Genomic DNA, 23,602 nt, shown 5'->3' with positions numbered 1-23,602 from the left:
GAATTAGAGCGCCGCTTCAAGCTGCGGCAGGACCTCGAACAGGTCGCCGACGATGCCGTAATCGGCCACTTGGAAGATCGGTGCATCGGCGTCCTTGTTGATCGCCACGATCAGCTTGGAGTCCTTCATGCCCGCCAGGTGCTGGATCGCCCCGGAAATGCCCACGGCTATATACAGCTCCGGCGCTACCACCTTGCCGGTCTGGCCGACCTGCAGGTCGTTCGCGGCAAAGCCAGCGTCCACCGCGGCACGCGACGCACCGACTGCGGCGCCGAGCTTGTCGGCGACCGCTTCGAGCAGGGCGAAACTTGCGCCACTGCCCATGCCGCGCCCACCGGAAATCACGATGCGCGCCGTCGCCAGCTCGGGGCCCTCGGACTTGGCCTCGGTGCGGCTGACCACCATGGCGCCCGGGCGGGCTGCCGGAGCCGGTCGGCTCAACCGCTCGGCGGCGCCACCGCTGGCAGCCACCGCCTCGAACTTGGTGCTGCGCACGGTAATCACCTTGACCGCCTCGCGACTGCGGTAGGTAGCCAGGACGTTGCCGGCGTAGATCGGCCGCTCGAACGTCTCGGCATCGATTACCGCGCTGATGTCGGAGAGCTGGGCCACATCCAGCAGTGCGGCGACCCGCGGCATCAGGTTCTTGCCGAAGCTGTTGGCCGGGGCCAGCAGGTGGCTGTAGCCCTCGGCGCATTCGCGCACCAACGGCGCCATGTCCTCGGCCACCGGTTGCCTGAGGTGTTCCGCTTCGACGCTGATCACTCGACGCACCCCGGCGATGGCCGCGGCCGCCTGGCTGACGCTGGCGCAGTCATGGCCCATCACCAGCAGGTCGATGTCACCGCCGATCTGCTGTGCAGCGCCGAGGGTATTGAAGGTGGCGGCCGCGATGACGGCGTTGTCGTGTTCGACAATTACGAGACTGGACATTCTTCGACTCCCTAGAGCACTGCCGCTTCGGTTTTCAGTTTGGCCACCAGCTCGGCGGCATTCGCTACCAATACCCCTCCGGCCTGCCGCACGGGCGGCTCGGTCGCCGACAGCAGTTCCAGGCGCGGCGTCAGATCGACGCCCAGCTCATCGGCGGTGACCTGCTCCAGGGGTTTCTTCTTGGCTTTCATGATCGCCGGCAACGAGGCGAAGCGCGGCTCGTTCAAGCGCAGATCGACACTGACCACCGCCGGCAAGGCGAGGGCCAGGGTTTCCAGGCCACCGTCGACTTCGCGCATCACTTCGATCTTGCCGTCGGCCAGCTGCAGACCCGAAGCGAAGGTGCCTTGCGGCCAGTCCAGCAGCGCCGCCAGCATCTGCCCGGTCTGGTTGCAGTCGTCGTCGATCGCCTGCTTGCCGAGCATCACCAGTTGCGCCGACTCCTTGGCCACCAGCGCCTGCAGGGCCTTGGCCACCGACAGCGGCTCGGTGATGCCGCCGTACGGGATGAGAATCGCCCGGTCGACGCCCATTGCCAGGGTCTGGCGCAGGGTTTCCTGGGCCTTCTCCGGGCCGATGGATACTGCCACTACCTCGCTGGCAATCCCGGCCTCCTTGAGCCTGATCGCCGCCTCGACGGCGATCTCGTCGAACGGGTTGATCGCCATCTTGGCGTTGTCCAGGTCCACGCCCGAGCCATCCGGTTTGACTCGTACCTTTACGTTGTGGTCGATGACCCGCTTCACGCCTACCAAGATCTTCATGCGCTGTTCTCCTGCTTGAATGCCTAATCAATCAACATTTGATGCGTTCGTTAGTCGGGTCGTAGAAGGGCCGCAGCGACGGCTGCACCTTGTAACGCACGCACTCCACCTCGATCTCGAACTGGGCGTTCTCCAGCCATTCCTTGGTCACGCCCGGGCCATGCTCGACATAACCCATGGCGATGCTGCTGCCCAGGGTGTGGCCGAACATCCCGGCCGTGGTGCGGCCGACGATCCGGCCATCGGCGTAGATCGGCTCCTCGTGGTAGCACAGCGGTTCGGGATCCTCGAACAGGAAGGCCACGAAGCGCTTGCTCAGGCTGCCCTTGGCCTTCTGCGCCAGCAGCGCCTCCTTGCCGATGAAGCCGTCGGCCTTGTTGAAGTCGACGGCGAAGCCCAGGCCAGCTTCTAGCGGCGTGTCTTCGTCAGTGATGTCGTGGCCCCAGTGGCGGTAGCCCTTCTCCATGCGCAACGAGTTCATGGTGTGGTAGCCGTACGGGCGGATGCCGAACTCCTGCCCCGCGGCCAGCACCGCCTCGTACACGCTCGGCGCGTATTCGGTGGGGATATACAGCTCCCAGCCCAGCTCGCCGACGTAGGTGATGCGCGAGGCGCGCACCACGGCATAGTTCAGGTCGATCTCCCGCGACGTGGCGAACGGGAAGCCTTCGTGCGACAGGTCGGCCTCGGTCAGCTTGCTCAGGGTGGCGCGCGAACTGGGCCCCATGACCGTGACCACGGCGTAGGCCGAAGTCATGTCGGTAATCGCCACCCGGGCACCCTCGGGCTTGTTGCGCTTGAGCCAGTCGAGGTCGCGGTTCTGGCAGGCCACCCCCGAGACCACCAGGAAGCGGTCGGCGGCCAGGCGGGTCACGGTGACATCGGCCTCGATGCCGCCGCGCTCGTTCAGCCACTGGGTGTAGACCATCCGCCCCACCGCCACCGCGACATTGTTGGCGCAGATGCGGTTGAGGAAGGCCTCGGCGTCGGCCCCCTCGACCTGGTACTTGGAGAAGGAACTCTGGTCGATCACGCCGACCGCGTTGCGCACGCAGGCGTGCTCCAGGGCATTGTTGGCAAACCAGTTCTGCCGGCCGAAGGAGTATTCGTACTCTGCCTTCTGTCCCTCGCCGGCGAACCAGTTCGCCCGCTCCCAGCCATTCTCCACGCCGAAGCAGGCGCCCTGGGCCTTGAGCTGCTCATGCAGCACCGAGCGGCGCACGCCGCGGGCGGTCTTGAACTGCTTGAACGGGTAGTGGGTCTCGTACAGCAGGCCCAGGGACTCGGTGGTGCGCTCGTAGAGGTAGCGCTGGGTGCCCTGGAACGGCATGTTGCGGCGGATGTCCACACCCCACAGGTCGCGCGGCGCATGGCCCTTGTGAATCCACTCGGCGAGCATCTTGCCGGCACCGCCGGCGGACTGGATGCCCACCGAGTTGAAGCCGGCCGCGACGAAATAGTTCTTCAGCTCGGGGGCCTCGCCGATGTGGTAGCGGTCATCCGGGGTGAAGGACTCCGGGCCATTGAAGAACACCTGCAGTCCGGTGCGCTCGAGCACCGGCAGGCGATGCATCGCCGACTCCAGGTAGGGCTCCAGGTGTTCGAAATCGGTGGGCAGCTCGTCGAAGCAGAAGCTTTCCGGGATGCCCTCCATGCCCCAGGGCTTGGCATTGGGCTCGAAGGTGCCGATCAGCAGCTTGCCGGCATCCGGCTTGTAGTAGTTGAAGCCGTCCATGTCGCGCAGGGTGGCCAGGCCGCTCCTCAGCTCGGGGATGCTTTCGGTCACCACGTAGTAGTGCTCTGCCGCGTGCAGCGGCACGTTGACCCCGGCCTTGCGACCGAACTCGCGGGCCCACATGCCGGCGCAGTTGACCACGTACTCGGCGTCGATATCGCCCTGCTCGGTTACCACCCCGACGGCACGACCATCTCGGGTCTTGATGTCCAGTACGCGGGTGTTCTCGAAGATCCTCGCGCCACCCAGACGCGCGCCCTTGGCCAGCGCCTGGGTGGTGTCGACCGGACTGGTCATGCCGTCCATCGGCAGGTGGATGGCGCCGATCACGTCGTCGATGTTCAGCAGCGGCCACAGCTCCAGCGCCTGCTCCGGACCGATCAGGTTGCAGGGAAAGCCCGCCACCTTGGCCATCGAGGCGCCGCGTTTGATCTCTGCCAGGCGCTCCTTGTTGGTGGCGATGGTCAGCGAGCCATTGCGCACGAAGCCGGTGGCCTGGCCGGTCTCGGCCTCCAGCTGCTCGTAGAGGCTGGCACTGTAGTTGGCCAGCATGGACATGGTGTAGTTGGCGCGCAGGGTCGGCACCAGGCCGGCGGCGTGCCAGGTGGTGCCGCTGGTCAGGGTCTTGCGCTCGAGCAGCACGACATCGCGCATACCCAGCTTGGTCAGGTGGTAGGCCAGACTGCAACCGATCACACCGCCACCCACGATCACCACTTGCGCCTGATTCGGCAATGAGCTGCTCATAAACCCTCTCTTTATTCTCGATGGCCCGTTCGCGACGAGGAGCTCGCGTGCACTGTCCCCGGCGAGCGAAGACACCCCGCCGAATCGGCACTCTCCTCGGTCAATCTGGCTGGACAACCCGCACACCAACCAAGCAACGAAATCGCCCAAGAGACATGAACACTTAGCTCATCTCACCGGGTAAAAATGATGCTATACACAATAAAAAAATAGATCAATGAAAAACTATATTTTTTTTTCATTTATCTGAAAAATCCGGAGGGATTAGCTTCTATAGAAGCAGAGTCGTCGGAGCCTTAGGCCGACGCAGGCTCCGCGCAGGCAGGGAGACGGGAGACGGGAGACGGGTAGCGGCTGCAGGCGATTTTCAGGCATAAAAAAACGGGTCATTCGACCCGTTCTCTCAGTTGCCATTCATCGCCGCAGCTCCATCACACCTTGTGATAGAGCTGCGCGCCTTGTGCCTTGAACTCCTCGGCCTTGGCCTGCATGCCCTGCTCGACCTCCTGATCCAGCTCCAGGGCGGCGATGCGTTGCTCTTCAGCATAGACCCGCACCTCCTGGGTGATCTTCATCGAGCAGAACTTCGGCCCGCACATGGAGCAGAAGTGCGCCACCTTGGCCGAGTCCTTGGGCAGGGTCTCGTCGTGGTAGCTGCGCGCCGTGTCCGGGTCCAGGCCCAGGTTGAACTGGTCTTCCCAGCGGAACTCGAAGCGCGCCTTGCTCAAGGCATTATCGCGAATCTGCGCTCCCGGATGGCCTTTGGCAAGATCCGCGGCATGGGCGGCGATCTTGTAGGTGATGATGCCGGTCTTCACGTCATCCTTGTTCGGCAGCCCCAGGTGCTCCTTGGGGGTAACGTAGCAGAGCATGGCGCAACCGAACCAGCCGATCATCGCCGCGCCGATGCCCGAGGTGATGTGGTCGTAGCCCGGGGCGATGTCGGTGGTCAGCGGGCCGAGGGTGTAGAACGGCGCCTCGTCGCAGCATTCCAGCTGCTTGTCCATGTTCTCCTTGATCAGCTGCATCGGCACGTGGCCGGGGCCTTCGATCATCACCTGCACGTCGTGCTTCCAGGCGATCTTGGTCAGCTCGCCGAGGGTTTCCAGCTCACCGAACTGCGCTTCGTCGTTGGCGTCGGCAATCGAACCCGGACGCAGGCCGTCGCCCAGCGAGAAGCTGACGTCGTAGGCCTTCATGATCTCGCAGATTTCCTCGAAATGGGTGTAGAGGAAATTCTCCTTGTGGTGCGCCAGGCACCACTTGGCCATGATCGAGCCGCCACGCGAGACGATGCCGGTGACTCGCTTGGCGGTCATCGGCACGTAGCGCAGCAGCACCCCGGCGTGGATGGTGAAGTAGTCCACGCCCTGCTCGGCCTGCTCGATCAGGGTGTCGCGGAACAGCTCCCAGGTCAGGTCCTCGGCCACGCCATTGACCTTCTCCAGGGCCTGGTAGATCGGCACCGTGCCGATCGGCACCGGCGAGTTGCGGATGATCCACTCGCGGGTCTCGTGGATGTGCTTGCCGGTGGACAGGTCCATGACGGTGTCCGAACCCCAGCGGATGCCCCAGGTCAGCTTGGCCACTTCTTCCTCGATCGAGGAGCCCAGCGCCGAGTTGCCGATGTTGCCGTTGATCTTCACCAGGAAGTTGCGGCCGATGATCATCGGCTCCAGCTCCACGTGGTTGATGTTGGCCGGGATGATGGCGCGGCCGCGGGCGATCTCCTCGCGGACGAACTCCGGGGTGATCTCCTTGGGAATCGAGGCGCCGAAGCTGTGGCCGGCGTGCTGCTGCTCCAGCAGGCCGGCGGCGCGGGCCTCCTGCAGCTTCATGTTCTCGCGGATGGCGACGTATTCCATCTCCGGGGTGATGATGCCCTGGCGCGCGTAGTGCATCTGGCTGACGTTCTTGCCGGGCTTGGCGCGGCGCGGGTTGCGCACGTGGGCGAAGCGCATGGCGGTCAGCTCGGGGTTGGCCAGGCGCTCCTGGCCGAAATGGGAGCTCAGGCCGTCGAGCAACTCGGTGTCGCCGCGGTCTTCGATCCAGGCGCTGCGCACGTCGGCCAGGCCCTGGCGCACATCGATGCTGACGCTCGGATCAGTGTAGGGACCGGACGTGTCATAGACCAGCACCGGCGCGTTGATCTCGCCGCCGAAATCGGTCGGAGCGACGTCCAGGCTGATCTCGCGCATCGGCACGCGGATGTCGGGACGCGAACCCTGCACATAGATCTTCTGCGAACGGGGGAAGGGCTGGATCGACTGCTGGTCGACCTGGGCGGATTCGCTCAAGACCGGGCTCTTGCGGCTCGGTGACACGGAACTCTGACTCATGCTGGACTCCTGAATGGCATGCTGAAGAACGCTGCGTATAAGAAGAAGAAAAAAGGATCTGCCCCACTTGCGTGTTGCAAGGTCGTGCGTAGGGTGGGTCGGGCCATACCTGGCGCCATCGAACACGCCGCTCTGGCCCTGTGCCGCCGGCTAACCCTGGTTAAACTGCATGCACCTCTCGCTCGACGAGAGTGGCCTCCTCGCCTCGGTCCCGCCTGCCGCCTCGCGGCAGCGCCCAACGACCGAGGCCTGAACAACAATAACAATCCCGCCAGACCTCCCCGCGACCATACCCAGGCCGCCGTGGTCGTCTGCCGCCTAAGCACCCCAGGAGCCCGCCAACCCACAGACCCCAGACGAGAAATCCGCATGACCGAATTCGCCACCCTCAAGGAAATGGGCATCAGCTCCTTCGAACTCATCTCCCGCTTCAGCCTGCGTCGCGAGCACGACCGCGACGTCCTCAAGGTCTACTACCTGCGCCCCGCCACCTCGCTACGGCCGCACAGCCAGAAATTCACCTTCGCCCGTCCGCGCCAGGCCATTCCCGGGCAGAGCCGCCACAGCCAAGCCTGGCAGCAGCTGAGCGACTGCAGCCCGATGCTGCAGAAGGCCCTGGGCGAGCTCAAGCAGCTGACCGGCAGCAGCTCGCACGCGCTGTCACCCAAGCAGGAGTTGCTGCAGGATCTGCAGCACCTGGAGAAGGTGGTCGAAGCCAAGCTCGCCGAGATCCGCGAGAAGATCGAGCGCCTCGCCTGAGGCGCCCTCAGGTACCGGCCGGGTCGGCCTGCTGTTGCATCAGGCTGGCCATCTTGCGGCCGAACAGCTGCGCCAGCGCCTCGGAGTCGCCGCCGGCCTCGTCCAGGGCCTCGACCACGGCCTGCAGGGTCGGCCGGGTCTTTGCCAGCAGCTCGCCGACATACAGCTCCGGCGTGATCCGCGTGTGCGCCTCGTAGCGGCGGAACAACGCCGCCAGCTCCGGGTCCAGCTTGATCGTCAGCCCATCTGTTGCCATCTCGTCGACCTCCGGGGAAATGAACATCTGGCCCCATCCTTAGCCGGCAGCGGCCAAGGCCATAGAGCCAGTTTTTCCCCGGGCGTGGCGCCAGGGCCGTGCTGGCCGCATCGCGCACCGGCAACTGGCCCCTCTCCCGACATGGCCGCCTGCCTAGAATCGCTGTTCATCTCCCGGCCCAGAGGCGACTTCCCATGACCGACCTGAACATCGAACCCGCCAGCCGCCTGGTGCCAGCCCGCGAACTGTTCGGCATCGACTCGAGCCTGCGCGTGCCGGTCTTCCTCAACCGCAGCGAGCAGGTGCCGGAGATCGACCCGGCCTACCGCTTCAACCCGGAGGTGACCCTGGCCATCCTCGCCGGCTTCACCCGCAATCGCCGGGTGCTGCTGCAGGGCCTGCACGGCAGCGGCAAGTCGACCCATATCGAACAGGTCGCCGCGCGGCTCAACTGGCCCTGCGTGCGGGTCAACCTGGACGGCCATATCAGCCGCCTGGACCTGATCGGCAAGGACGGCATCGTCCTGCGCGACGGCAAGCAGGTCACCGAATTCCAGGAGGGCATCCTGCCCTGGGCGCTACGCCGGCCCACGGCGCTGATCTTCGACGAATACGACGCCGGCCGCCCGGACGTGATGTTCGTGATCCAGCGCATCCTCGAGCAGGGCGGCAAGCTCAACCTGCTCGACCAGAACCAGCTGATCCATCCGCACCCCTACTTCCGCCTGTTCGCCACCGCCAACACCATCGGCCTGGGCAATCTCAACGGGCTGTACCACGGCACCCAGGTGCTCAACCAGGCGCAACTGGACCGCTGGAACATAGTCGCCACCCTCAACTACCTGGCCCCGGCCGAGGAAGTCGCCATAGTCGCCGGGCGGGTGCCGCACCTGGTCGCCCGCCATGGCGAGGCGGTGCTCGAGGCGATGGTGGCGGTGGCCGGCCTGACCCGCCAGGGCTTCGCCGCCGGCGACCTGTCGACCCTGATGTCGCCGCGCTGCGTGATCTCCTGGGCGGAGAACCTTGAGATCTTCGCCGACCCGGCACAGGCCTTCCGCCTGTCGTTCCTCAACAAGTGCGACGAAGCCGAGCGGCCGCTGGTCGCCGAGTACTATCAGCGCTGCTTCGATCACGAGCTGGAGGAGTCGGCGCTGCCCCGGCTCGCCCTGGCCTGAGCCCGCCCAGGAGCCCCGCCATGACCCAACCGCCGCGCCGCGAGAAACGCCAGCAACAGCTCGAAGAACTCTGCGCGGCGAGCCTGCGGGCGCTGTCCGGCGAGGCGCGCCTGCGCTACCGCGGCGGACGCCTGGAGGTCCGTGGGCGGGTCGTGCCGGTGCGCGCCCCGCACCTGCACCCGGACCCCGAGCGCGACGAGTTCCCGGCCTGGCGCGGGGTGGCCGACAGCTTGGCGCTGCGCCTGCGCCACAGCGATGCGCAGCTGCTGCGCCAGAGCCTGCCGGCGCAGCCGATCGCCCGCCTGGTGTTCGAGTTGCTCGAACAGCTGCGCGTGGAGTCGCTGGTGGCCGACTGTCACCCCGGCGTGCGACACAACCTGCTGCGCCGTTTCGAACAGTGGAGCCAGCAATTTCTCGACTCCGGGCAGACCGAGGGGCACGTCGGCCTGATGCTCTTCACCCTGGCGCAGATGAGCTGGATGCTGTTGTGTGGCGGGCGCGCCAGCGAGCAGATGGAGATGCTCATCGAAGCGCCCCGGCTGAGCCTGCTCGGCCACTTCGGCGCGGCCTTCGGCCTGCTGCGCCGCCATCGTGCCGACCAGGCGGCGTTCGCCGAACAGGCCCGGCTGATTGCCGCCAAGGTGCTGGAGCTGCTCGAGCAGCTGGACGCCGAGTTGCTCGGCAACGACGAGCGCAAGGTCTCGGAGATCGCCGAGAAGACCCACCTGGCGTTCGCCCTGCTGCTGGACGTCGAGCAGGATGGCGAGGGCGACAGCAGCTGCGGCGGCGCCAGCGCGGGCAATGCGCGCGGCGGCGAAGCTGCATTCACCTACCAGGTGTTCAGCCGCGACTACGACCGCGAACGCAGCGCCGCCAGCCTGGTGCGCCCCGAGCTGCTGCGCGAGCTGCGCCAGCGCCTGGACCGCCGCCTGGCCGGCCAGGGCCTCAACCTGCCGCGCCTGAGCAAACGCCTGGGCGCCCTGCTGGCCGCGCCGCGACGCGACGGCTGGGCCTTCGCCCAACGCGACGGCCAACTCGACGGCGGCCGTCTCAGCCGCCTGATCATCAGCCCCGAGCAGCGCGACATCTTCCGCCACGAGCGCCAGCGGCCGCACTGCGATTGCCTGGTCAGCCTGCTGATCGACAACTCCGGCTCCATGCGCAACCACATCGAGCACATCGCCCTGCTCGCCGATGCGCTCGCCCGCGCCCTGGAACTGGCCGGGGCGCGCAGCGAGATCCTCGGCTTCACCACCGGCCAGTGGAACGGAGGCCGCCCCCTCAAGCGCTGGCGTGGCCTCGGCCAGCCGGCCAATCCGGGGCGCCTGAACGAACTCAGCCACCTGGTCTACAAGGATGCCGAGACCTCCTGGCGGCGCGCCCGGCCGAACATCGCCGCGCTGCTCAAGTCCGACCTGTTCCGCGAGGGCATCGACGGCGAGGCGCTGCTCTGGGCGCGCCAGCGCCTGCTGCAACGCGAGGCGCGCCGGCGCCTCCTGATCGTCGTCAGCGATGGCTGCCCGATGGACAGCGCCACGCACCAGGCCAACGCCCAGGACATCCTCGACCTGCACCTCAAGCAGGTAACGCAGCAGATCGAGCAGGACGGCCGCATCGAACTCTACGCCCTGGGCGTCGGCCTGGACCTGAGCGCCTACTACCGCCACAGCCTGGAGCTGGACCTGTCGCGCAGCCTGGACAACGCGGTGTTCGACGAGGTGCTGCAGCTGCTGGCACGGCGCCGCTGATCGCGCCTCCCCCGCCCACGCCCGCAGCCACTTCCGGCTGCCGGGCCATCCCCTCGACCGCGACGCTAACTGGCGTGCCAGAGCGCTTGCTTCGGCTTTCGCCCAGTCGTCACACTGGCTCCAGAAACGCCGTGAATGTGGCCCTAAACAGCGCGCAACCCTGGGGGGACTATTGGTCCGTCGAAGGGAGGCGACCGGGAGTATCCAGCGAGACGAGCGTCGCCCAGGGCACAGCCGAACCGACGTCACCTTGAGACACTCCCCCTGGAGGCCACTGCCCGAGCCGCTATGCAGCCAGCGGCTCGCCGCTACGGCCCCACCCTGCACTTTCGTAGCCAAAAACAACTACAACGGAGTACGCAGTTATGACACCCAGCAAGCACTTCACCCGCACCCTAGGTCTGGCCCTGTGCCTCACGGCCGGCGCCCTCAGCAGCACCCTGGCCCAGGCCAAGACCTTCCGCATGGCCATCGGCGACAACGTCGGCGGCACCCAGTACGAACTGGGCGTCAAGTTCGCCGAGGAGTTCAAGGCCAGAACCGGCGGCAAGCACGACGCCAAGCTGTTCCCCAACAGCCAGCTGGGCAGCGAAGAGGACACCGTCAGCAACGCCGCCATGGGCACCCTGGATTTCTCCATCCTGGCCATCAACAACGTCACCCCCTTCTCGCCCTCGGTCGGGGTGCTGACCCTGCCCTACATGATCCAGAGCCTGGACGATGCGGTGACCCTGACCCAGAGCGATATCGGCCAGACCCTGACCGACAACACCGTGCGTGACGCCGGCGTGCGCATCATCGGCTGGGCCTACTCGGGCTTTCGCGTGCTGACCAACTCCAAACGCCCGGTGACCACCCTGGCCGACCTGGAAGGCCTGCAGATCCGCGTGCCGAAGAACGAGATCATGATCGACACCTACCGCGCCTGGGGCATCAACCCCACGCCCATGGCCTGGGCCGAGACCTTCACCGGCCTGCAGCTGAAGGTGGTAGACGGCCAGGACAACCCCTATATCACCGTATCGGCGATGAAGTTCGACGAAGTGCAGAAGTACATCACCAATATTCGCTACCTGTTCTCCATCGAGCCGCTGATCATCAGCGAGTCGGTGTTCCAGGAGCAGAGCGCCGATGTACAACAGGCCATCCTCGAGGCCGGCAAGGCCGCCACCGCGCACAGTGCCCAGTTCCTGATAGCCGAGGAAGACAAGATCAAGAAGGAGCTGACCGCCAAGGGCATGGTCATCGCCGACCCGGCCAACGGCGAGAAGGAGTGGATCGACCGCGCCGTGGCCCAGGTCTGGCCCAAGTACTACGAGCAGCTCGGCAAGGACAACCTGAACAAGGCCCTCAAGGCCATGGGTCGCGACCCCATCTAGTCCCGCACGCGGGCCTAGGGCCCACTGCGCGAGCGCCGGGTGGTCGAAGCTCCCGGCGTTGTCCGCCCTGCACCGCCAGTCCGCCATCCGGCTACGCCTGGCGCCTCGTACCCTGCGATGAAATGCTGCGCCCTGGCCCGGGCGCAGCGTTTCGGGAGGCCCACCATGAAACCGGCCAGTACCCTGTTCAAGATCATCGACAACCTGGAAAACTACATCTGCCGCACGCTGCTGGCATTATTCGTGGTCATCCTATTTGCCCAGATTCTCAGCCGTAACCTGTTCAACCACTCGATTTCCTGGACCGAGGAACTGGTCACCTACATGTTCGTCTGGTTCGCCTTCTTCGGCGCCAGCTACGCCGCCAAGTTGGCCGCCCACAACCGCGTCACCTTCCAGTTCAAGTTCATGCCGCGCAAGCTGGCCACCGGCCTGGAGGCTCTCTCCGACTTGATTTGGGTCGCCTTCAATGGCTACTTCGTCTACCTCAGTATCCTCTTCTTCACCAAGGCCAACCTGTTCTGGAAGTCCCAGACCCTGGGCATCCCGATGAAATACCTGTACCTGGTCCTGCCGATCGCCTTCGGCCTGATGGCCCTGCGCGTGCTCCAGGTCAACTACTACAAGCTGGTCAAGGGCATCGATATCCGCGACCCGGAATCCGCGGAACTGGAGAAGATCATCCACGACTCCGCGCGCAACGACGACAGCCAACTCCGGGAGCGTGTCCATGGTTGATACCAATATCGTCTACATCCTGTTCGGCTCCTTCATCCTGCTGCTGCTGATCGGCACGCCAATCAGCATCTCCCTGGCGGTCTCGGCGCTGGCCTCCTTCCTCTACCTGGGCGAGAACCCGATCAAGTTCGTGCAGATCGCCTTCACCTCGGTGGGTTCCTTCCCGCTGATGGCGCTGCCGGCCTTCATTCTCGCCGGGGCATTGATGGAGGCGGCGGGGATCTCGAGACGCCTGGTGACCCTGGCGGAAAGCTTCGCCGGCCCCATCACCGGCGGCATCTCCGCCTCCGCCGTGATGGCCTGCCTGTTCTTCGGCGCCATCTCCGGCTCGGGCCCGGCGACCACCGCCGCGGTGGGCATGCTGATGATCCCGGCCATGGTCAAGCGCGGCTACGGCAAGGGCTACGCCTCGGCGGTCACCGCCTCCTCCGGCGGCCTGGGCATCATCATTCCGCCGTCCATTCCCATGGTGATCTTCGGCATCTCGGCCATGGGCCTGCTGCCCTCGGCCGAGGCGGTTGAGAAGTTTGGCGCCTTCGGTTCGGTGTCGATTCCCAAGCTGTTCATCGCCGGGGTGGTGCCCGGGCTGATGCTGGCCGGCGGCCTGCTGGTGATGAACTACTTCCGCTGCAAGAACCTGGGTTACACCGGCAGCGGCGAAGGTTGGTCCTGGAGCAGGATCCGCAAGGCCCTGCGCGACGGCATCTGGTCCATCCTGGCGCCCTTCGTGATCCTCGGCGGCATCTACACCGGCCTGTTCACCCCGACCGAGTCGGCCATAGTGGCGATCTTCTACACCCTGTTCGTCGGCCTGTTCATCCACAAGGAGCTGCACCTGCCGGAGCTGTTCAAGTCCCTGGAGACCACCACCTGGATCACCGGGCGGGTGCTGGTGATACTGTTCACCGCCACGGTGTTCGGCCGCCTGCTGGTGGAGAACCAGATTCCGGCCATCGTCGCCGACGGCATGCTCAGCCTGACCGACAATATCTACCTGATCTGGATCCTGATCATCGGCTTCCTGCTGTTCGTCGGCATGTTCATGGAGACCCTGGCGGCCATCATGATCCTCACCCCGGTGATACTGCCGGTGGCCTACAGCCTGGGCATCGACCCGGTGCACTTCGGCATCGTGCTGATCTGCTGCCTGAGCATCGGCTTCATGACCCCGCCGATGGGCGAGAACCTGTTCATCGCTTCCGGCATCTCCGGCACGGCGATCGAGGACATCTCGCACAAGGCCCTGCCCTTCGTCGCAGTGCTGACCGTCGCCACCCTGATCATCGCCTACGTGCCGGCGATCAGCCTGACCTTGCCTAGCCTGCTGGGGTACTAGAGCACCTACCCTAACCCCCGAGTCGTGGCGCTATCGCAGTTGCGCCACCCACTAGAACCGGCAATCCATTGGAGGGTTTGCCATGCTCTTCGCCCGACTTCATGTCGGGCTTTCTTTGAATGGCCGCGTCCAGCGCAGCTCATCCTGCCCCCACGGCAACCGAGTCCGCTGCGCGGGGCTCTACCCTGTATCCAACTCCTCTCCCTGCTCACGGGTGGACCACTACTCGGGTGGAAAACAGCCCTGCTTCGCGGCCCTTTCCCCAACCGTCGCTCAGCCTTTGAGGAAGTCCAGCACAGGCCGGGTGAAGGCCTCCCCGGCCTCGACGTTGGACAGGTGAGCGGCGTGCAGTTCCAGCAGCCGCGCGCCGCTGATCCGCTCGGCCATGAAGCGGCCGTCCGCCACGGTGGTCACCGGATCGGCGCTGCCGGCGACGATCAGGGTTGGCGCCCGGATCGCACCGAGTTGCTCGCGGTAGTCGGCATCGCGCACCGCCGCGCAGTTGGCCGCGTACCCCTGGGGCGAGGTCTGCGCGAGCATCGCCACCACGGGCTCGACCTTCGCCGGCTCGGCTGCTGCGAACTCGGCGGTGAACCAGCGCGCAATGGAGGCGTCGCGCAAGGCCTGCATGGCGGCCTGGCCGTCGCGTAGCACAGTGTCGATGCGCGGGTTCCACACCTCGGGACTGGCGATCTTCGCCGCGGTGTTGCACAGCACCAGCTTGTCCAAGCGCTCGCCGGCGTTGATCGCCAGCCATTGGCCGATCAGCCCGCCCATGGACAGACCGCAGAAATGCGCCTTGGCGACGTCCAGGGCATCGAGCAAAGCCAGTACGTCGCGGCCATTCTGCTCGATGCTGTAGAAGCCTTCGCTGACCAGCGAGTGGCCATGGCCGCGGGTGTCATAGCGCAGCACACGGAAATGCTCGGTGAATGCCGGCATCTGTGCGTCCCACATGTGCAGGTCGGTGCCCAGGGAGTTGGACAAGACCAGCACCGGCGCGCCGGCCGGCCCTTCGAGCTGATAATTCAATTCACCGTCGGCGAGTTGGACGACAGGCATGACGCAGTTCCTCACTAGATCATTCATGACAAGACGCCACCCCGCAGGCACGATTGCTATCGCCTGTGCTCTGGGGCGGCGCAGTGCTCAGTATCGCTGAATCAGACGCGCTCGATAGCCAGGGCCAGGCCCTGGCCGACGCCGACGCACATGGTCGCCAGGCCTTTCTTGCCTCCGGATTTCTCCAGTTGGTGCAAGGCGGTCAGCACCAGGCGTGCGCCGCTCATGCCCAGGGGATGGCCGAGGGCGATGGCGCCGCCATTCGGGTTGACCTGGGCCGCGTCGTCGGCCAGGCCGAGGTCGCGCAGCACCGCCAGGCCCTGGCTGGCGAAGGCTTCGTTGAGCTCGATCACGTCGAAGTCGCCGACGGCAACGCCCAGGCGCTCGCACAGCTTGCGCACCGCCGGCACCGGGCCGTAGCCCATGATGCGCGGCGCCACCCCGGCGCTGGCCATGCCCAACACCTTGGCCCGCGGAGTCAGGCCGTGTTTCTGCACCGCCTCGGCACTGGCCAGGATCAGCGCGGCGGCGCCGTCGTTGACTCCCGAGGCGTTGCCGGCGGTGACCGTCTTGTCCGGGCCGTTGACCGGCTTGAGCTTGGTCAGCACCTCCAGGGTGGTGTCGGGGCGCAGGTGCTCGTCCTGCTCGATGACGGTATCGCCCTTACGGCCCTTGATCAGCACCGGGACTATCTCCTCGGCGAAGAAGCCGGCGGCCTGAGCGGCGGCGGCGCGCTGCTGGCTGCGCAGGGCGAAGGCGTCCTGATCGGCGCGACTGATCCGGTAGTCGTCGGCGACGTTGTCGGCGGTCTGCGGCATGGCATCCACGCCGTACTGGGCCTTCATCAGCGGATTGACGAAGCGCCAGCCGATGGTGGTGTCCTCGATCTTCTGAGTACGGCCGTAGGCGCTGTCGGCCTTGCCCATGACATAGGGCGCGCGCGACATGGACTCGACGCCGCCGGCAATGGCCAGCTCCATCTCGCCGCTGGCGATGGCGCGGAACGCCGTGCCGATCGCATCCATGCCCGAGGCGCACAGGCGGTTGAGGGTCACCCCCGGCACCGTGTCCGGCAACCCGGCCAGCAGCGAAGCCATGCGCGCGACGTTGCGGTTGTCCTCGCCGGCCTGGTTGGCGCAGCCGAGAAACACCTCATCGACCTGGCTCGGGTCGAGCTGCGGATTGCGCTCGATCAACGCCTTGAGCGGCACCGCCGCCAGGTCGTCGGCACGCACCGGCGCCAGGCCACCGCCGAAGCGGCCGATGGGCGTACGCACGGCATCGCAGATATAGACGTCGCGGCTCATTCCTCACCTCCGGCCTGGCCGTGGGCGGCCGCGGTGCGAGCCTCCAGGGCGCGCAGGGCTTCGAGCTCCAGCGCCGTCGGCGCGGCGGTCTCGGCGACGCTGTCGGCGAAACGGATGGCCCAACCGGTGGCGGCCACCACCTGCTCGCGGCTGACGCCCGGGTGCAGCGAGGTGACGATGAATTCGTTGGTGCCGGCTTCCGGCTCCATGATGCACAGGTCGGTGATGATGCCCACCGGGCCGGCGCCGGGCAGACCCAGCTGCTTGCGGTGGTCGCCGCCCTCGCCATGGCCGACCGAGGTGATGAAGGCCAGCTTGTCGACGAAGGTGCGGTGCGACTGCTTGAGGATGATCAGCACCTGCTTGGCCGATCCGGCGATCTCCGGCGCGCCGCCGGCGCCCGGCAGGCGCACCTTGGGCTGGTGGTAGTCGCCGATCACCGTGGTGTTGATGTTGCCGTACTTGTCGACCTGGGCGGCGCCGAGGAAGCCCACGTCGATGCGCCCGCCCTGCAGCCAGTAGCGGAAGATCTCGCCGGTCGGCACCACGGCGTCGGCGGTCTCGGCCAGTTCGCCGTCGCCGATCGACAGCGGCAGCACGCTGGGCTTGGCGCCGATCGGGCCGGATTCGTAGATCAGCACCACGTCCGGCGAGGAGGTCAGGCGCGCCAGGTTGGCGGCCTTGGACGGCAGGCCGATGCCGACGAAGCATACCGCGCCATTGTTCAGGCGGCGGGCGGCGGCCACGGTCATCATTTCATTGGTGCTGTAGGCGCTCATTACTTGGCCTCCTGCTGCGCGGCCAATTTGGCCTGGAACTCTGAGAAATCGGCGGTGCCGCGGATGTACTGGTCGATCCAGGCGGTGAAGCGCTCACGATCGCGGGCGATCGGGTCCCAGGCCTGGTAGAAGCGGTTGTCGCGCTCGGAGTAACCCAGGGCATAGGACGGATGGGCGCCGCCCGGTACATGGCAGACCGCGGTCAGCGCCCAGCTCGGCAACACGCAGGCGTTCATCGGCGCGTTCAGGTCGTCGACGATCTCCTCCACCGTGACGATGCAGCGCTGGGCCGCCAGGGCCGCCTCCTTCTGCACGCCGAGGATGCCCCAGAGCAGCACGTTGCCCTTGCGGTCGGCCTTCTGCGCGTGGATCACGGTGACGTCCGGGCGCACGCTGGGCACCGCCGCCAGCACCTCGCCGGTGAACGGGCAGGTGACCGTCTTGATCAGCGGGTTGACCTTGGGCAGGTCGGAGCCGGCATAGGCGCGCAACACGGCGAACGGCAGGCCCGAGGCGCCGGCAACATAGGCGTTGGCCAGGTCCGCATGGCTGTGCTCCTCGATCTCCAGGGGCTGTGGCCAGCCCTTCTCCACCGCGTCGCGCAGGCGGTGCAGCGAGCCGACGCCGGGGTTACCGCCCCAGGAGAACACCAGCTTCTTGGCGCAGCCGGCGCCGATCAGCAGGTCGTAGACCAGATCAGGGGTCATGCGCACCAGGGTCAGCTCGCGCTTGTTCTGGCGGATCAGCTCGTGGCTGGCGGCTGTGGGGATCAGGTGGGTGAAGCCTTCGAGGGCGATGGTGTCGCCGTCGTTGACGAAGCGCTTGACCGCTTCGCCAAGGGAAATGAGTTCGGCCATCGGAGTTACTCTCGCTCGGTTGACGGTGCCACCGCGTGAGGGTGGCGGGTGAGTCAACGGTAAGCCGAGTTACCCCGGCAAACAATCCGATAATCGCTTATCTGTGCGATTAACGAACACTGTCTGATCCAGCCCTTCGACCATGCCCTGGGCCAGGGCGCGCTGCTCGTCCAGGCGCTGGACGATGCGCTGGACTATCTCCAGCCGCGCCGTCGCGCCCGCACGCATCTCGCCCATGGCACCCAGGGCCGCGGCGGCCTTCTCCAGGCCGGTGCAGGTGGACTGACCGATATGCTCGACCCCGGCCCGCGCCTCCTGCGCCGACTTCTGCAGGCCGCCGGCGATCTGGCGAATCTGCTCGCTGGACTCGTTGGCGCGCTGGGCCAGATGACGCACCTCGTCGGCCACCACGGCGAAACCGCGGCCGTGCTCGCCGGCCCGCGCGGCCTCGATGGCCGCGTTGAGCGCCAGCAGGTTGGTCTGTTTGGCGATGTCCTGAATGCTGCCGACCAGGGCGCCGATGCGCAGCGACTGCTGCGACAGGCCATCGAACACCTGGTCGATGCTTTCCATGTAGCCGGCCAGGTCGCGGATCGCCGCCTCGCACGCCTGGATGCTGGCGGCGCTGAACTGCACCTTCTCCCCGCCCGCCCGCGCCAGCTCCGTGGCGTACTGCATGTCCTGCTCGGTGCGCAGAATGCCGTCGAGCAGCTGGGCCAAGGGCGCGCGCAGCGGCAGGCCCGGATCGGCCGGCTGCTCGGCAACGGGCGCCGGCGGCAATAACGGCGCCTCCGGCTCGGCGGCCGGCGCGGGTGGCGCCGGCACCTGCACTTCGACCAGGGCCGGCGGCAGCCTGTGGTACAGCAGCCCGGCCAAGACCAGGCTGACCAGCACCCAGGCGGCCAGCGGGCCATGCAGGTTGCTGTCCAGCAGCAGGCCGGCGGCGGCCAGCGCCGCGGTCAGCTGCAGCAACGCCGCCAGGGACTTGAGCCGCCCCTGGCGGGGCTCGCGGTCGACCCGGCTCATCGATGGATTCACTGAACTCATAGGCCGATATGCTCCTGCAGAATCTGTGGCTGGCACTTCAGCTCGGCGCTGGCGCCGTCGTAGACCACCCGCCCCTTGACCATGATCATGCTGCGGTCGGTGAGGTCGAGCAGCACGTTGACGTTCTTGTCCACCACCAGGGTGGCGATGCCGCTGGCCTTGATCAGGCGGATGACCTGCCAGATCTCCTTGCGGATCAGCGGCGCCAGGCCCTCGGTGGCCTCGTCGAGGATCATCAGCTCGGGGTTGGTCATCAGCGCGCGACCGATCGCCACCATCTGCTGCTCACCACCGGAGAGGTTGCCGGTCAGGTGCTTGATGCGCTCGGCCAGACGCGGGAAGGTCTCCAGCACCCGCTCCAGGTCCCAGTCGCGGCGCCCGTCCAGCCCCGGGCGGGCGGCCATGATCAGGCTCTCGCGCACGCTCAGGTTGGGGAACATGCCCCTGCCCTCCGGCACGTAGCCGATGCCGCGGCGGATGATCTGGTGGGTGGCGCGGCCGCTGCAGTGTTCGCCGCGGATCAGCACCTCGCCGCGACGTGCCGGGGTCAGGCCGAGCAGCGAGCGGATGGTGGTGCTCTTGCCCATGCCGTTGCGGCCCATCAGCGCCAGGGTCTCGCCTGGCTGGATATGCAGGTCGACGCCATGCAGGACATGGCTGTTGCCGTAGTAGGTGTGCAGGCCGGTGGCCTGCACCAGGGCTTGTGTGCTCATCAGAATTGCTCCTCGCCGTCGCCCAGATAGGCCTGCTGTACCGCCGGATCGTTGCGCACCTGCTCCAGCGGCCCGCTGGCCAGCATCTCGCCGTTGACCATCACCGTCAGGCGCTGGGCGATGCTGAACACCGCGTCCATGTCGTGCTCGACCAGCACCATGGCGTACTGCTTGGACAGGCTGGCCAGCAGCTCGACCACCCGCGCCGACTCGTCCTTGCCCATGCCGGCCATGGGCTCGTCGAGCAGCAGGAAGCTCGGTTCGGTGGCCAGCACCATGCCGATCTCCAGCTGGCGCTGCTCGCCGTAGCTCAGGGCATCGGCCAGGGTGTCGCGGTGCCGGGCCAGGCCGCACAGTTCCAGCGCCCGCTCGGCGCGCTCGCGCACCTCGGCATAGGCCTCGCAGCGGCGGAAGAAGCGGAAGGAGTTCTTCAAGCGCGACTGCGCCGCCAGCCAGCAGTTCTCCAGGCAGGTGAAGCTGGGGAAGATATTGGTGCGCTGGAAGCTGCGGCCGATGCCCAGGTGCGATACCCGGTTGGGCGCCAGGCCGGTGATGTCGCGGCCGTGAAAGAGGATCTGCCCGGCGCTGGGCTGCAGATGGCCGGACAGCAGGTTGACCATGGTGCTCTTGCCGGCGCCGTTGGGACCGATGATCGCGTGCACCTCGCAAGGCGCCACGCTCAGGGAGATGTCGTTGACCGCGTGCAGGCCGCCGAACGCCTTGCTCAGTCCGCGGGTTTGCAGAACAGGGACAGTCATACGCCGGCCTCCTTCTTGTGCGTCTCGTCGGTGGGTGGGGTGGTCGCGTCGGCGACCGCGGCCTGGCGCCGGCTAGCGAGTTGCAGCAGCAGACCGGCGATACCGCGCGGCAGCAACAGCACCATGGCGATGATCACCAGGCCCATGGGCAGCTCCCAGTGCGGCGTCAGGCCGGCGAACAGCTGATGCAGGCCCTCGAAGGCGAAGGCGCCGAGAATGGGGCCGAACAGGCTACCCATGCCGCCGAGGATGACCATCACCAGGGCGTGGGCCGAGAGCTGCCAGCTGACCTGGCTGGGGCTGACGAAGCCGTACTGGGTGGCCGAGAGCATGCCGGCGTAGCCGGCGATGGTACCGGCGATGACGAAGGCCACCAGCTTGTAGAACAGCGGGTTGTAGCCCATGGAGCGAACCCGTTCCTCGTTGCTCTTGATGCCCAGCAGCACCCGGCCGAACGGCGCGCGCAGGAAGGTACGCAGCAGCAGGTAGACCAGCACCAGAGAACCCAGTACCAGGTAGAACAGGCTGCGCGGATTCTCCAGATCCAGCAGCTGTACGCCGGCGATCGCCACTTCGGGCTTGAGGAACAGGTAGATGCCATCCGAGCCGCCGGCGAAGGAGGCATCGTGGAACAGGTAATAGAGCATCTGCGAGAAGGCGATGGTCGCCATGATGAAGAAGATGCCCGAGGTGCGGATGATCAGCAGGCCCATCAGCAGCGCGGCGGCGGCGCTGACGCCCAGGCACAGGGGCAGCGCCAGCCAGAAACTGACCGCCTCGTACTCCGGGGCGAACAGCACCAGGCTGTAGCCGGCGATGCCGAAGAAAGCCGCCTGGGCCAGGCTGACCATGCCGGTCACGCCGACCAGCAGGTCGAGGCTGAGGGCCACCAGGGCGAGGATCATGATGTGGGTCAGTTGCTGCAGGTGGAAGCCGTGCTGCTCGCCGCTGAGGCTTTCGCCGAACAGCGGAAAGCCGGCCAGCAGCAGAACCAGCACCAGCAGCAGGTAACGGATACTTGGGGGTAAGGGACGCATGGGGCGTTTCCTCCGAGGGGCAGGTGTCAGGCGAACAGCCCGCGAGGTTTGAACAGCAGCACGACGGCCATCAGCAGGTAGATCGCCATGCCCGCGTATTGCGGTGCCAGCACCGCTCCCCAGGTTGCGGTCAGACCGACCAGCAGCGCGGCGAAGAAGGCGCCACGAATCGAGCCCAGGCCGCCGATCACCACCACCACGAAGGCGATGATGAGGATCTGGTTGCCCATGCCCGGGTACACCGAGGACACCGGTGCGGCGATCATCCCGGCGAACGCGGTAAGCGCCGTGCCGGCGGCGAATACCAGGGTGTAGACGACGCGGATATTGATCCCCAGGCCCTGGACCATCTCGCGGTTGCTGGCGCCGCCACGGATGATGATGCCCAGGCGGGTGCGCTGCAGGACCAGGTACATGGCCAGGGCGATCAGCCCGCAGACGGCGGAGACGAACAGCCGGTAGACCGGGTACTCGAGGGTCTCGGTGAGCCGTACCGAGCCTTCCAGCAGCGCCGGAATGGCCACGCTGTGGACGTCGTTGCCCCAGGCGTTGCTGCGCAACGAGTCGATCACCAGGATCAGGCCAAAGGTCATCAGCACCTGGTCGAGATGGTCGCGGCTATACAGCGCCTGGATCAGGAAGCGCTCGATCAGCACCCCGAGCAGGGCCGCCAGTGGCAGGCCGAGGAGGATGGCGAGAAACAGGTTGCCGGTCAGCGCGGTCAACCAGAAGGCCAGGTAGGCGCCGACCATGTAGAGGGCGCCGTGGGCCAGATTGATGATGTGCATGATGCCGAAGATCAGGGTCAGGCCGCTGGCGATGAGAAACAGCAGCAGGCCGTACTGCAGACCGTTCATGGTCTGGATCAGAACTGTAGGAAAATCCATCGGGAATACCTGGCGTAGACGAGTGGGCCGGCCCCGCGCACCCAGGGTGCGCGGGGCCGGGTGCCGCAGGGCTGGCTAGAGCTTGCAGCCCGGTGCCGGATCAGCCAGGTCTGCGGCCGCGATACCGGCCACCTGGTTGACGCCGCCTTTCACCTCGCGCAGGTAGACGTTCTGCACCGGGTTGTGGGCCTTGGAGAAGGTCCACTCGCCACGCGGGCTGTCGATGCGCGCCTGGCTCATCGCGCCGATCCAGGCCGCACGATCGGTGGTGTTACCGGCGACCTTCTGCAGCGACTGGGCCAGCAGCAGGCCGCTGTCGTAGCCCTGCACCGCATAGACGTCCGCCTCCTTGCCGAAGCGCTGGCGGTACTGCTCGCGGAAGCTGCGGTTGCGCTCGGTGTCCAGGCTGTCGGCATAGTGCAGCGTGGTCAGCAGGCCTTCGGCCGCCTGGCCCTGGGCCGCCAGGGTGCCCTCGGTGAGGAAGCCCGAGCCGAGCAGCGGGATCTTGCCCTGCAGCCCGGCGGCGGCGTAGTCCTGGACGAACTTGGCGGCGCCGCCGCCGGCGAAGAAGACGAATACCGCATCCGGTTTGAGCGCGGCGATCTCGGTCAGCTGCGACTGGAACTCCACATCCGGGAACGGTACGTAGATCTCCTTGCTGACACGGCCGCCGGCCTTCTCGAAGCCCTCCTTGAAGCCGTCCACCGACTCGGTGCCGAAGCCGTAGCGCCAGGCCACTGTGACGATGTTCTTGTAGCCCTTGTCGGCGGCTACCTGGCCCATCGGGTAGGCGGTCTGCCAGGAGGTGAAGGAGGTGCGGAAGATGTTCGGCGCACACAGCGGACCGGTGGCGGCGTTGAAGCCGGCGTTGGGGATGATCAGCGGCACGCCGCTTTCGCGGGCCACCTTGACCGCGCCCATGCCGACACCCGAGTGCACCGGGCCCACCACCACGTCGACCTTGGCGCCATCGACCAGCTTCTGCATGTTCGGCACGGCCTTGCCCGGGTCGGCCTCGCTGTCGACGCTGACATATTCCACGGCACGCCCGCCGAGCGACCCGCCCTGCTCTTCGATGGCCATCTTCACGCCGTTGGTGATGGCCTCACCGAGGGCCGCATAGGTGCCGGTATAGGGCAGCAACAAGCCGACCTTGACCGGTTCCGCCGCCTGTACGCTGGCACCCAGGGCCAGGGTCAGGGCGGCGGAGCTGAGGGTGATACCGATTTTCTTGTAGTTGTTCATC

The 23,602-nt window shown here is 66.5% G+C and carries 21 protein-coding genes; 6 read left to right on the top strand and 15 right to left on the bottom strand.

The window, feature by feature from the left end; all coding sequences use genetic code 11:
- Positions 1–3: 3 nt before the first annotated feature.
- The 4 genes from ACSX1D_RS09205 to thiC form a co-directional block, all read right to left on the bottom strand.
- Positions 4–933 (bottom strand): electron transfer flavoprotein subunit alpha/FixB family protein, encoded by a 930-nt coding sequence (locus ACSX1D_RS09205; protein WP_439861941.1) that lies wholly within the window; start codon positions 931–933, stop codon positions 4–6.
- Between the two features lie 11 nt (positions 934–944).
- Positions 945–1,697: an electron transfer flavoprotein subunit beta/FixA family protein gene (locus tag ACSX1D_RS09200; RefSeq protein WP_439861940.1), complete on the bottom strand. Its 753-nt coding sequence runs from the start codon at positions 1,695–1,697 to the stop codon at positions 945–947.
- Between the two features lie 31 nt (positions 1,698–1,728).
- On the bottom strand, positions 1,729–4,179 hold the full coding sequence (locus ACSX1D_RS09195) for a GcvT family protein (protein WP_439861939.1): 2,451 nt from the start codon (positions 4,177–4,179) through the stop codon (positions 1,729–1,731).
- Between the two features lie 431 nt (positions 4,180–4,610).
- Positions 4,611–6,518 carry a phosphomethylpyrimidine synthase ThiC gene (gene thiC, locus ACSX1D_RS09190; protein ID WP_439861938.1) on the bottom strand — a complete coding sequence of 636 codons (1,908 nt, stop codon included), beginning with the start codon at positions 6,516–6,518 and terminating at the stop codon, positions 4,611–4,613.
- A gap of 369 nt (positions 6,519–6,887) precedes the next feature.
- On the opposite strand from thiC, the gene ACSX1D_RS09185 reads away from it, so the two are divergent.
- Positions 6,888–7,277: a DUF3461 family protein gene (locus ACSX1D_RS09185; protein ID WP_439861937.1), complete on the top strand. Its 390-nt coding sequence runs from the start codon at positions 6,888–6,890 to the stop codon at positions 7,275–7,277.
- 7 nt (positions 7,278–7,284) lie between these two features.
- On the opposite strand, the gene ACSX1D_RS09180 is transcribed toward ACSX1D_RS09185, so the two are convergent.
- Positions 7,285–7,560, bottom strand: coding sequence for a hypothetical protein (locus tag ACSX1D_RS09180; RefSeq protein WP_439861936.1), 276 nt, complete (start codon positions 7,558–7,560; stop codon positions 7,285–7,287).
- A 167-nt stretch (positions 7,561–7,727) separates the two neighbouring features.
- Here ACSX1D_RS09180 and ACSX1D_RS09175 point away from each other — a divergent pair, with 167 nt between their 5' ends.
- The 5 genes from ACSX1D_RS09175 (at position 7,728) to ACSX1D_RS09155 (ending at position 13,909) form a co-directional block, all read left to right on the top strand.
- Positions 7,728–8,708: an AAA family ATPase gene (locus tag ACSX1D_RS09175; RefSeq protein ID WP_439861935.1), complete on the top strand. Its 981-nt coding sequence runs from the start codon at positions 7,728–7,730 to the stop codon at positions 8,706–8,708.
- 20 nt (positions 8,709–8,728) lie between these two features.
- A complete protein-coding gene (locus ACSX1D_RS09170) occupies positions 8,729–10,456 on the top strand; it encodes a cobaltochelatase CobT-related protein (protein WP_439861934.1) in 1,728 nt (575 codons plus the stop codon).
- Between the two features lie 365 nt (positions 10,457–10,821).
- On the top strand, positions 10,822–11,835 hold the full coding sequence (locus ACSX1D_RS09165; protein ID WP_439861933.1) for a TRAP transporter substrate-binding protein: 1,014 nt from the start codon (positions 10,822–10,824) through the stop codon (positions 11,833–11,835).
- A 165-nt stretch (positions 11,836–12,000) separates the two neighbouring features.
- A complete protein-coding gene (locus tag ACSX1D_RS09160) occupies positions 12,001–12,573 on the top strand; it encodes a TRAP transporter small permease (RefSeq protein ID WP_439861932.1) in 573 nt (190 codons plus the stop codon).
- Entirely contained in the window at positions 12,566–13,909 is a 1,344-nt protein-coding gene (locus tag ACSX1D_RS09155; RefSeq protein WP_439861931.1) for a TRAP transporter large permease, read from the top strand. Before ACSX1D_RS09160 ends, ACSX1D_RS09155 begins: the two co-directional genes overlap by 8 nt.
- Positions 13,910–14,182: 273 nt before the next feature.
- Here ACSX1D_RS09155 and pcaD read toward each other — a convergent pair whose 3' ends face one another.
- The 10 genes from pcaD to ACSX1D_RS09105 all read right to left on the bottom strand — a co-directional run bounded on the left by pcaD (position 14,183) and on the right by ACSX1D_RS09105 (position 23,601).
- Positions 14,183–14,971 carry a 3-oxoadipate enol-lactonase gene (gene pcaD / locus ACSX1D_RS09150; protein WP_439861930.1) on the bottom strand — a complete coding sequence of 263 codons (789 nt, stop codon included), beginning with the start codon at positions 14,969–14,971 and terminating at the stop codon, positions 14,183–14,185.
- A 101-nt stretch (positions 14,972–15,072) separates the two neighbouring features.
- Complete coding sequence (pcaF, locus tag ACSX1D_RS09145; RefSeq protein WP_439861929.1) at positions 15,073–16,278, bottom strand: 3-oxoadipyl-CoA thiolase; 1,206 nt, start codon at positions 16,276–16,278, stop codon at positions 15,073–15,075.
- Positions 16,275–17,057, bottom strand: coding sequence for a CoA-transferase subunit beta (locus ACSX1D_RS09140; RefSeq protein ID WP_439861928.1), 783 nt, complete (start codon positions 17,055–17,057; stop codon positions 16,275–16,277). Before ACSX1D_RS09140 ends, pcaF begins: the two co-directional genes overlap by 4 nt.
- Positions 17,057–17,914: a CoA transferase subunit A gene (locus ACSX1D_RS09135; RefSeq protein WP_208709861.1), complete on the bottom strand. Its 858-nt coding sequence runs from the start codon at positions 17,912–17,914 to the stop codon at positions 17,057–17,059. The genes ACSX1D_RS09140 and ACSX1D_RS09135 overlap by 1 nt, the downstream gene beginning before the upstream one ends.
- 69 nt (positions 17,915–17,983) lie before the next feature.
- Positions 17,984–18,487, bottom strand: a complete 504-nt coding sequence (locus tag ACSX1D_RS09130) for a methyl-accepting chemotaxis protein (protein ID WP_439862291.1) — start codon at positions 18,485–18,487, stop codon at positions 17,984–17,986.
- A gap of 470 nt (positions 18,488–18,957) precedes the next feature.
- Entirely contained in the window at positions 18,958–19,674 is a 717-nt protein-coding gene (locus ACSX1D_RS09125) for an ABC transporter ATP-binding protein (RefSeq protein WP_439861927.1), read from the bottom strand.
- Entirely contained in the window at positions 19,674–20,432 is a 759-nt protein-coding gene (locus ACSX1D_RS09120; RefSeq protein ID WP_439861926.1) for an ABC transporter ATP-binding protein, read from the bottom strand. Before ACSX1D_RS09120 ends, ACSX1D_RS09125 begins: the two co-directional genes overlap by 1 nt.
- A complete protein-coding gene (locus tag ACSX1D_RS09115) occupies positions 20,429–21,469 on the bottom strand; it encodes a branched-chain amino acid ABC transporter permease (protein WP_439861925.1) in 1,041 nt (346 codons plus the stop codon). Before ACSX1D_RS09115 ends, ACSX1D_RS09120 begins: the two co-directional genes overlap by 4 nt.
- Before the next feature lie 26 nt (positions 21,470–21,495).
- A complete protein-coding gene (locus ACSX1D_RS09110) occupies positions 21,496–22,356 on the bottom strand; it encodes a branched-chain amino acid ABC transporter permease (RefSeq protein WP_439861924.1) in 861 nt (286 codons plus the stop codon).
- Between the two features lie 75 nt (positions 22,357–22,431).
- Positions 22,432–23,601 carry an ABC transporter substrate-binding protein gene (locus ACSX1D_RS09105; protein WP_439861923.1) on the bottom strand — a complete coding sequence of 390 codons (1,170 nt, stop codon included), beginning with the start codon at positions 23,599–23,601 and terminating at the stop codon, positions 22,432–22,434.
- Position 23,602 lies beyond the last annotated feature (1 nt).

Origin of the sequence: Pseudomonas sp. MBLB4136, from assembly GCF_051904765.1 — a bacterium.
GTDB lineage: Bacteria > Pseudomonadota > Gammaproteobacteria > Pseudomonadales > Pseudomonadaceae > Aquipseudomonas.
Note: the sequence above shows the minus strand (reverse complement) of the source record. Positions and strands in the feature narration are given on the sequence as shown.

What these genes read in the sequence shown, in the direction of transcription:
- ACSX1D_RS09205 (WP_439861941.1), bottom strand. Translation starts at nt 933, where the DNA reads ATGTCCAGTCTCGTAATTGTCGAACACGACAACGCCGTCATCGCGGCC.
- ACSX1D_RS09200 (WP_439861940.1), bottom strand. Translation starts at nt 1,697, where the DNA reads ATGAAGATCTTGGTAGGCGTGAAGCGGGTCATCGACCACAACGTAAAG.
- ACSX1D_RS09195 (WP_439861939.1), bottom strand. Translation starts at nt 4,179, where the DNA reads ATGAGCAGCTCATTGCCGAATCAGGCGCAAGTGGTGATCGTGGGTGGC.
- thiC (WP_439861938.1), bottom strand. Translation starts at nt 6,518, where the DNA reads ATGAGTCAGAGTTCCGTGTCACCGAGCCGCAAGAGCCCGGTCTTGAGC.
- ACSX1D_RS09185 (WP_439861937.1), top strand. Translation starts at nt 6,888, where the DNA reads ATGACCGAATTCGCCACCCTCAAGGAAATGGGCATCAGCTCCTTCGAA.
- ACSX1D_RS09180 (WP_439861936.1), bottom strand. Translation starts at nt 7,560, where the DNA reads ATGTTCATTTCCCCGGAGGTCGACGAGATGGCAACAGATGGGCTGACG.
- ACSX1D_RS09175 (WP_439861935.1), top strand. Translation starts at nt 7,728, where the DNA reads ATGACCGACCTGAACATCGAACCCGCCAGCCGCCTGGTGCCAGCCCGC.
- ACSX1D_RS09170 (WP_439861934.1), top strand. Translation starts at nt 8,729, where the DNA reads ATGACCCAACCGCCGCGCCGCGAGAAACGCCAGCAACAGCTCGAAGAA.
- ACSX1D_RS09165 (WP_439861933.1), top strand. Translation starts at nt 10,822, where the DNA reads ATGACACCCAGCAAGCACTTCACCCGCACCCTAGGTCTGGCCCTGTGC.
- ACSX1D_RS09160 (WP_439861932.1), top strand. Translation starts at nt 12,001, where the DNA reads ATGAAACCGGCCAGTACCCTGTTCAAGATCATCGACAACCTGGAAAAC.
- ACSX1D_RS09155 (WP_439861931.1), top strand. Translation starts at nt 12,566, where the DNA reads ATGGTTGATACCAATATCGTCTACATCCTGTTCGGCTCCTTCATCCTG.
- pcaD (WP_439861930.1), bottom strand. Translation starts at nt 14,971, where the DNA reads ATGCCTGTCGTCCAACTCGCCGACGGTGAATTGAATTATCAGCTCGAA.
- pcaF (WP_439861929.1), bottom strand. Translation starts at nt 16,278, where the DNA reads ATGAGCCGCGACGTCTATATCTGCGATGCCGTGCGTACGCCCATCGGC.
- ACSX1D_RS09140 (WP_439861928.1), bottom strand. Translation starts at nt 17,057, where the DNA reads ATGAGCGCCTACAGCACCAATGAAATGATGACCGTGGCCGCCGCCCGC.
- ACSX1D_RS09135 (WP_208709861.1), bottom strand. Translation starts at nt 17,914, where the DNA reads ATGGCCGAACTCATTTCCCTTGGCGAAGCGGTCAAGCGCTTCGTCAAC.
- ACSX1D_RS09130 (WP_439862291.1), bottom strand. Translation starts at nt 18,487, where the DNA reads ATGGAAAGCATCGACCAGGTGTTCGATGGCCTGTCGCAGCAGTCGCTG.
- ACSX1D_RS09125 (WP_439861927.1), bottom strand. Translation starts at nt 19,674, where the DNA reads ATGAGCACACAAGCCCTGGTGCAGGCCACCGGCCTGCACACCTACTAC.
- ACSX1D_RS09120 (WP_439861926.1), bottom strand. Translation starts at nt 20,432, where the DNA reads ATGACTGTCCCTGTTCTGCAAACCCGCGGACTGAGCAAGGCGTTCGGC.
- ACSX1D_RS09115 (WP_439861925.1), bottom strand. Translation starts at nt 21,469, where the DNA reads ATGCGTCCCTTACCCCCAAGTATCCGTTACCTGCTGCTGGTGCTGGTT.
- ACSX1D_RS09110 (WP_439861924.1), bottom strand. Translation starts at nt 22,356, where the DNA reads ATGGATTTTCCTACAGTTCTGATCCAGACCATGAACGGTCTGCAGTAC.
- ACSX1D_RS09105 (WP_439861923.1), bottom strand. Translation starts at nt 23,601, where the DNA reads ATGAACAACTACAAGAAAATCGGTATCACCCTCAGCTCCGCCGCCCTG.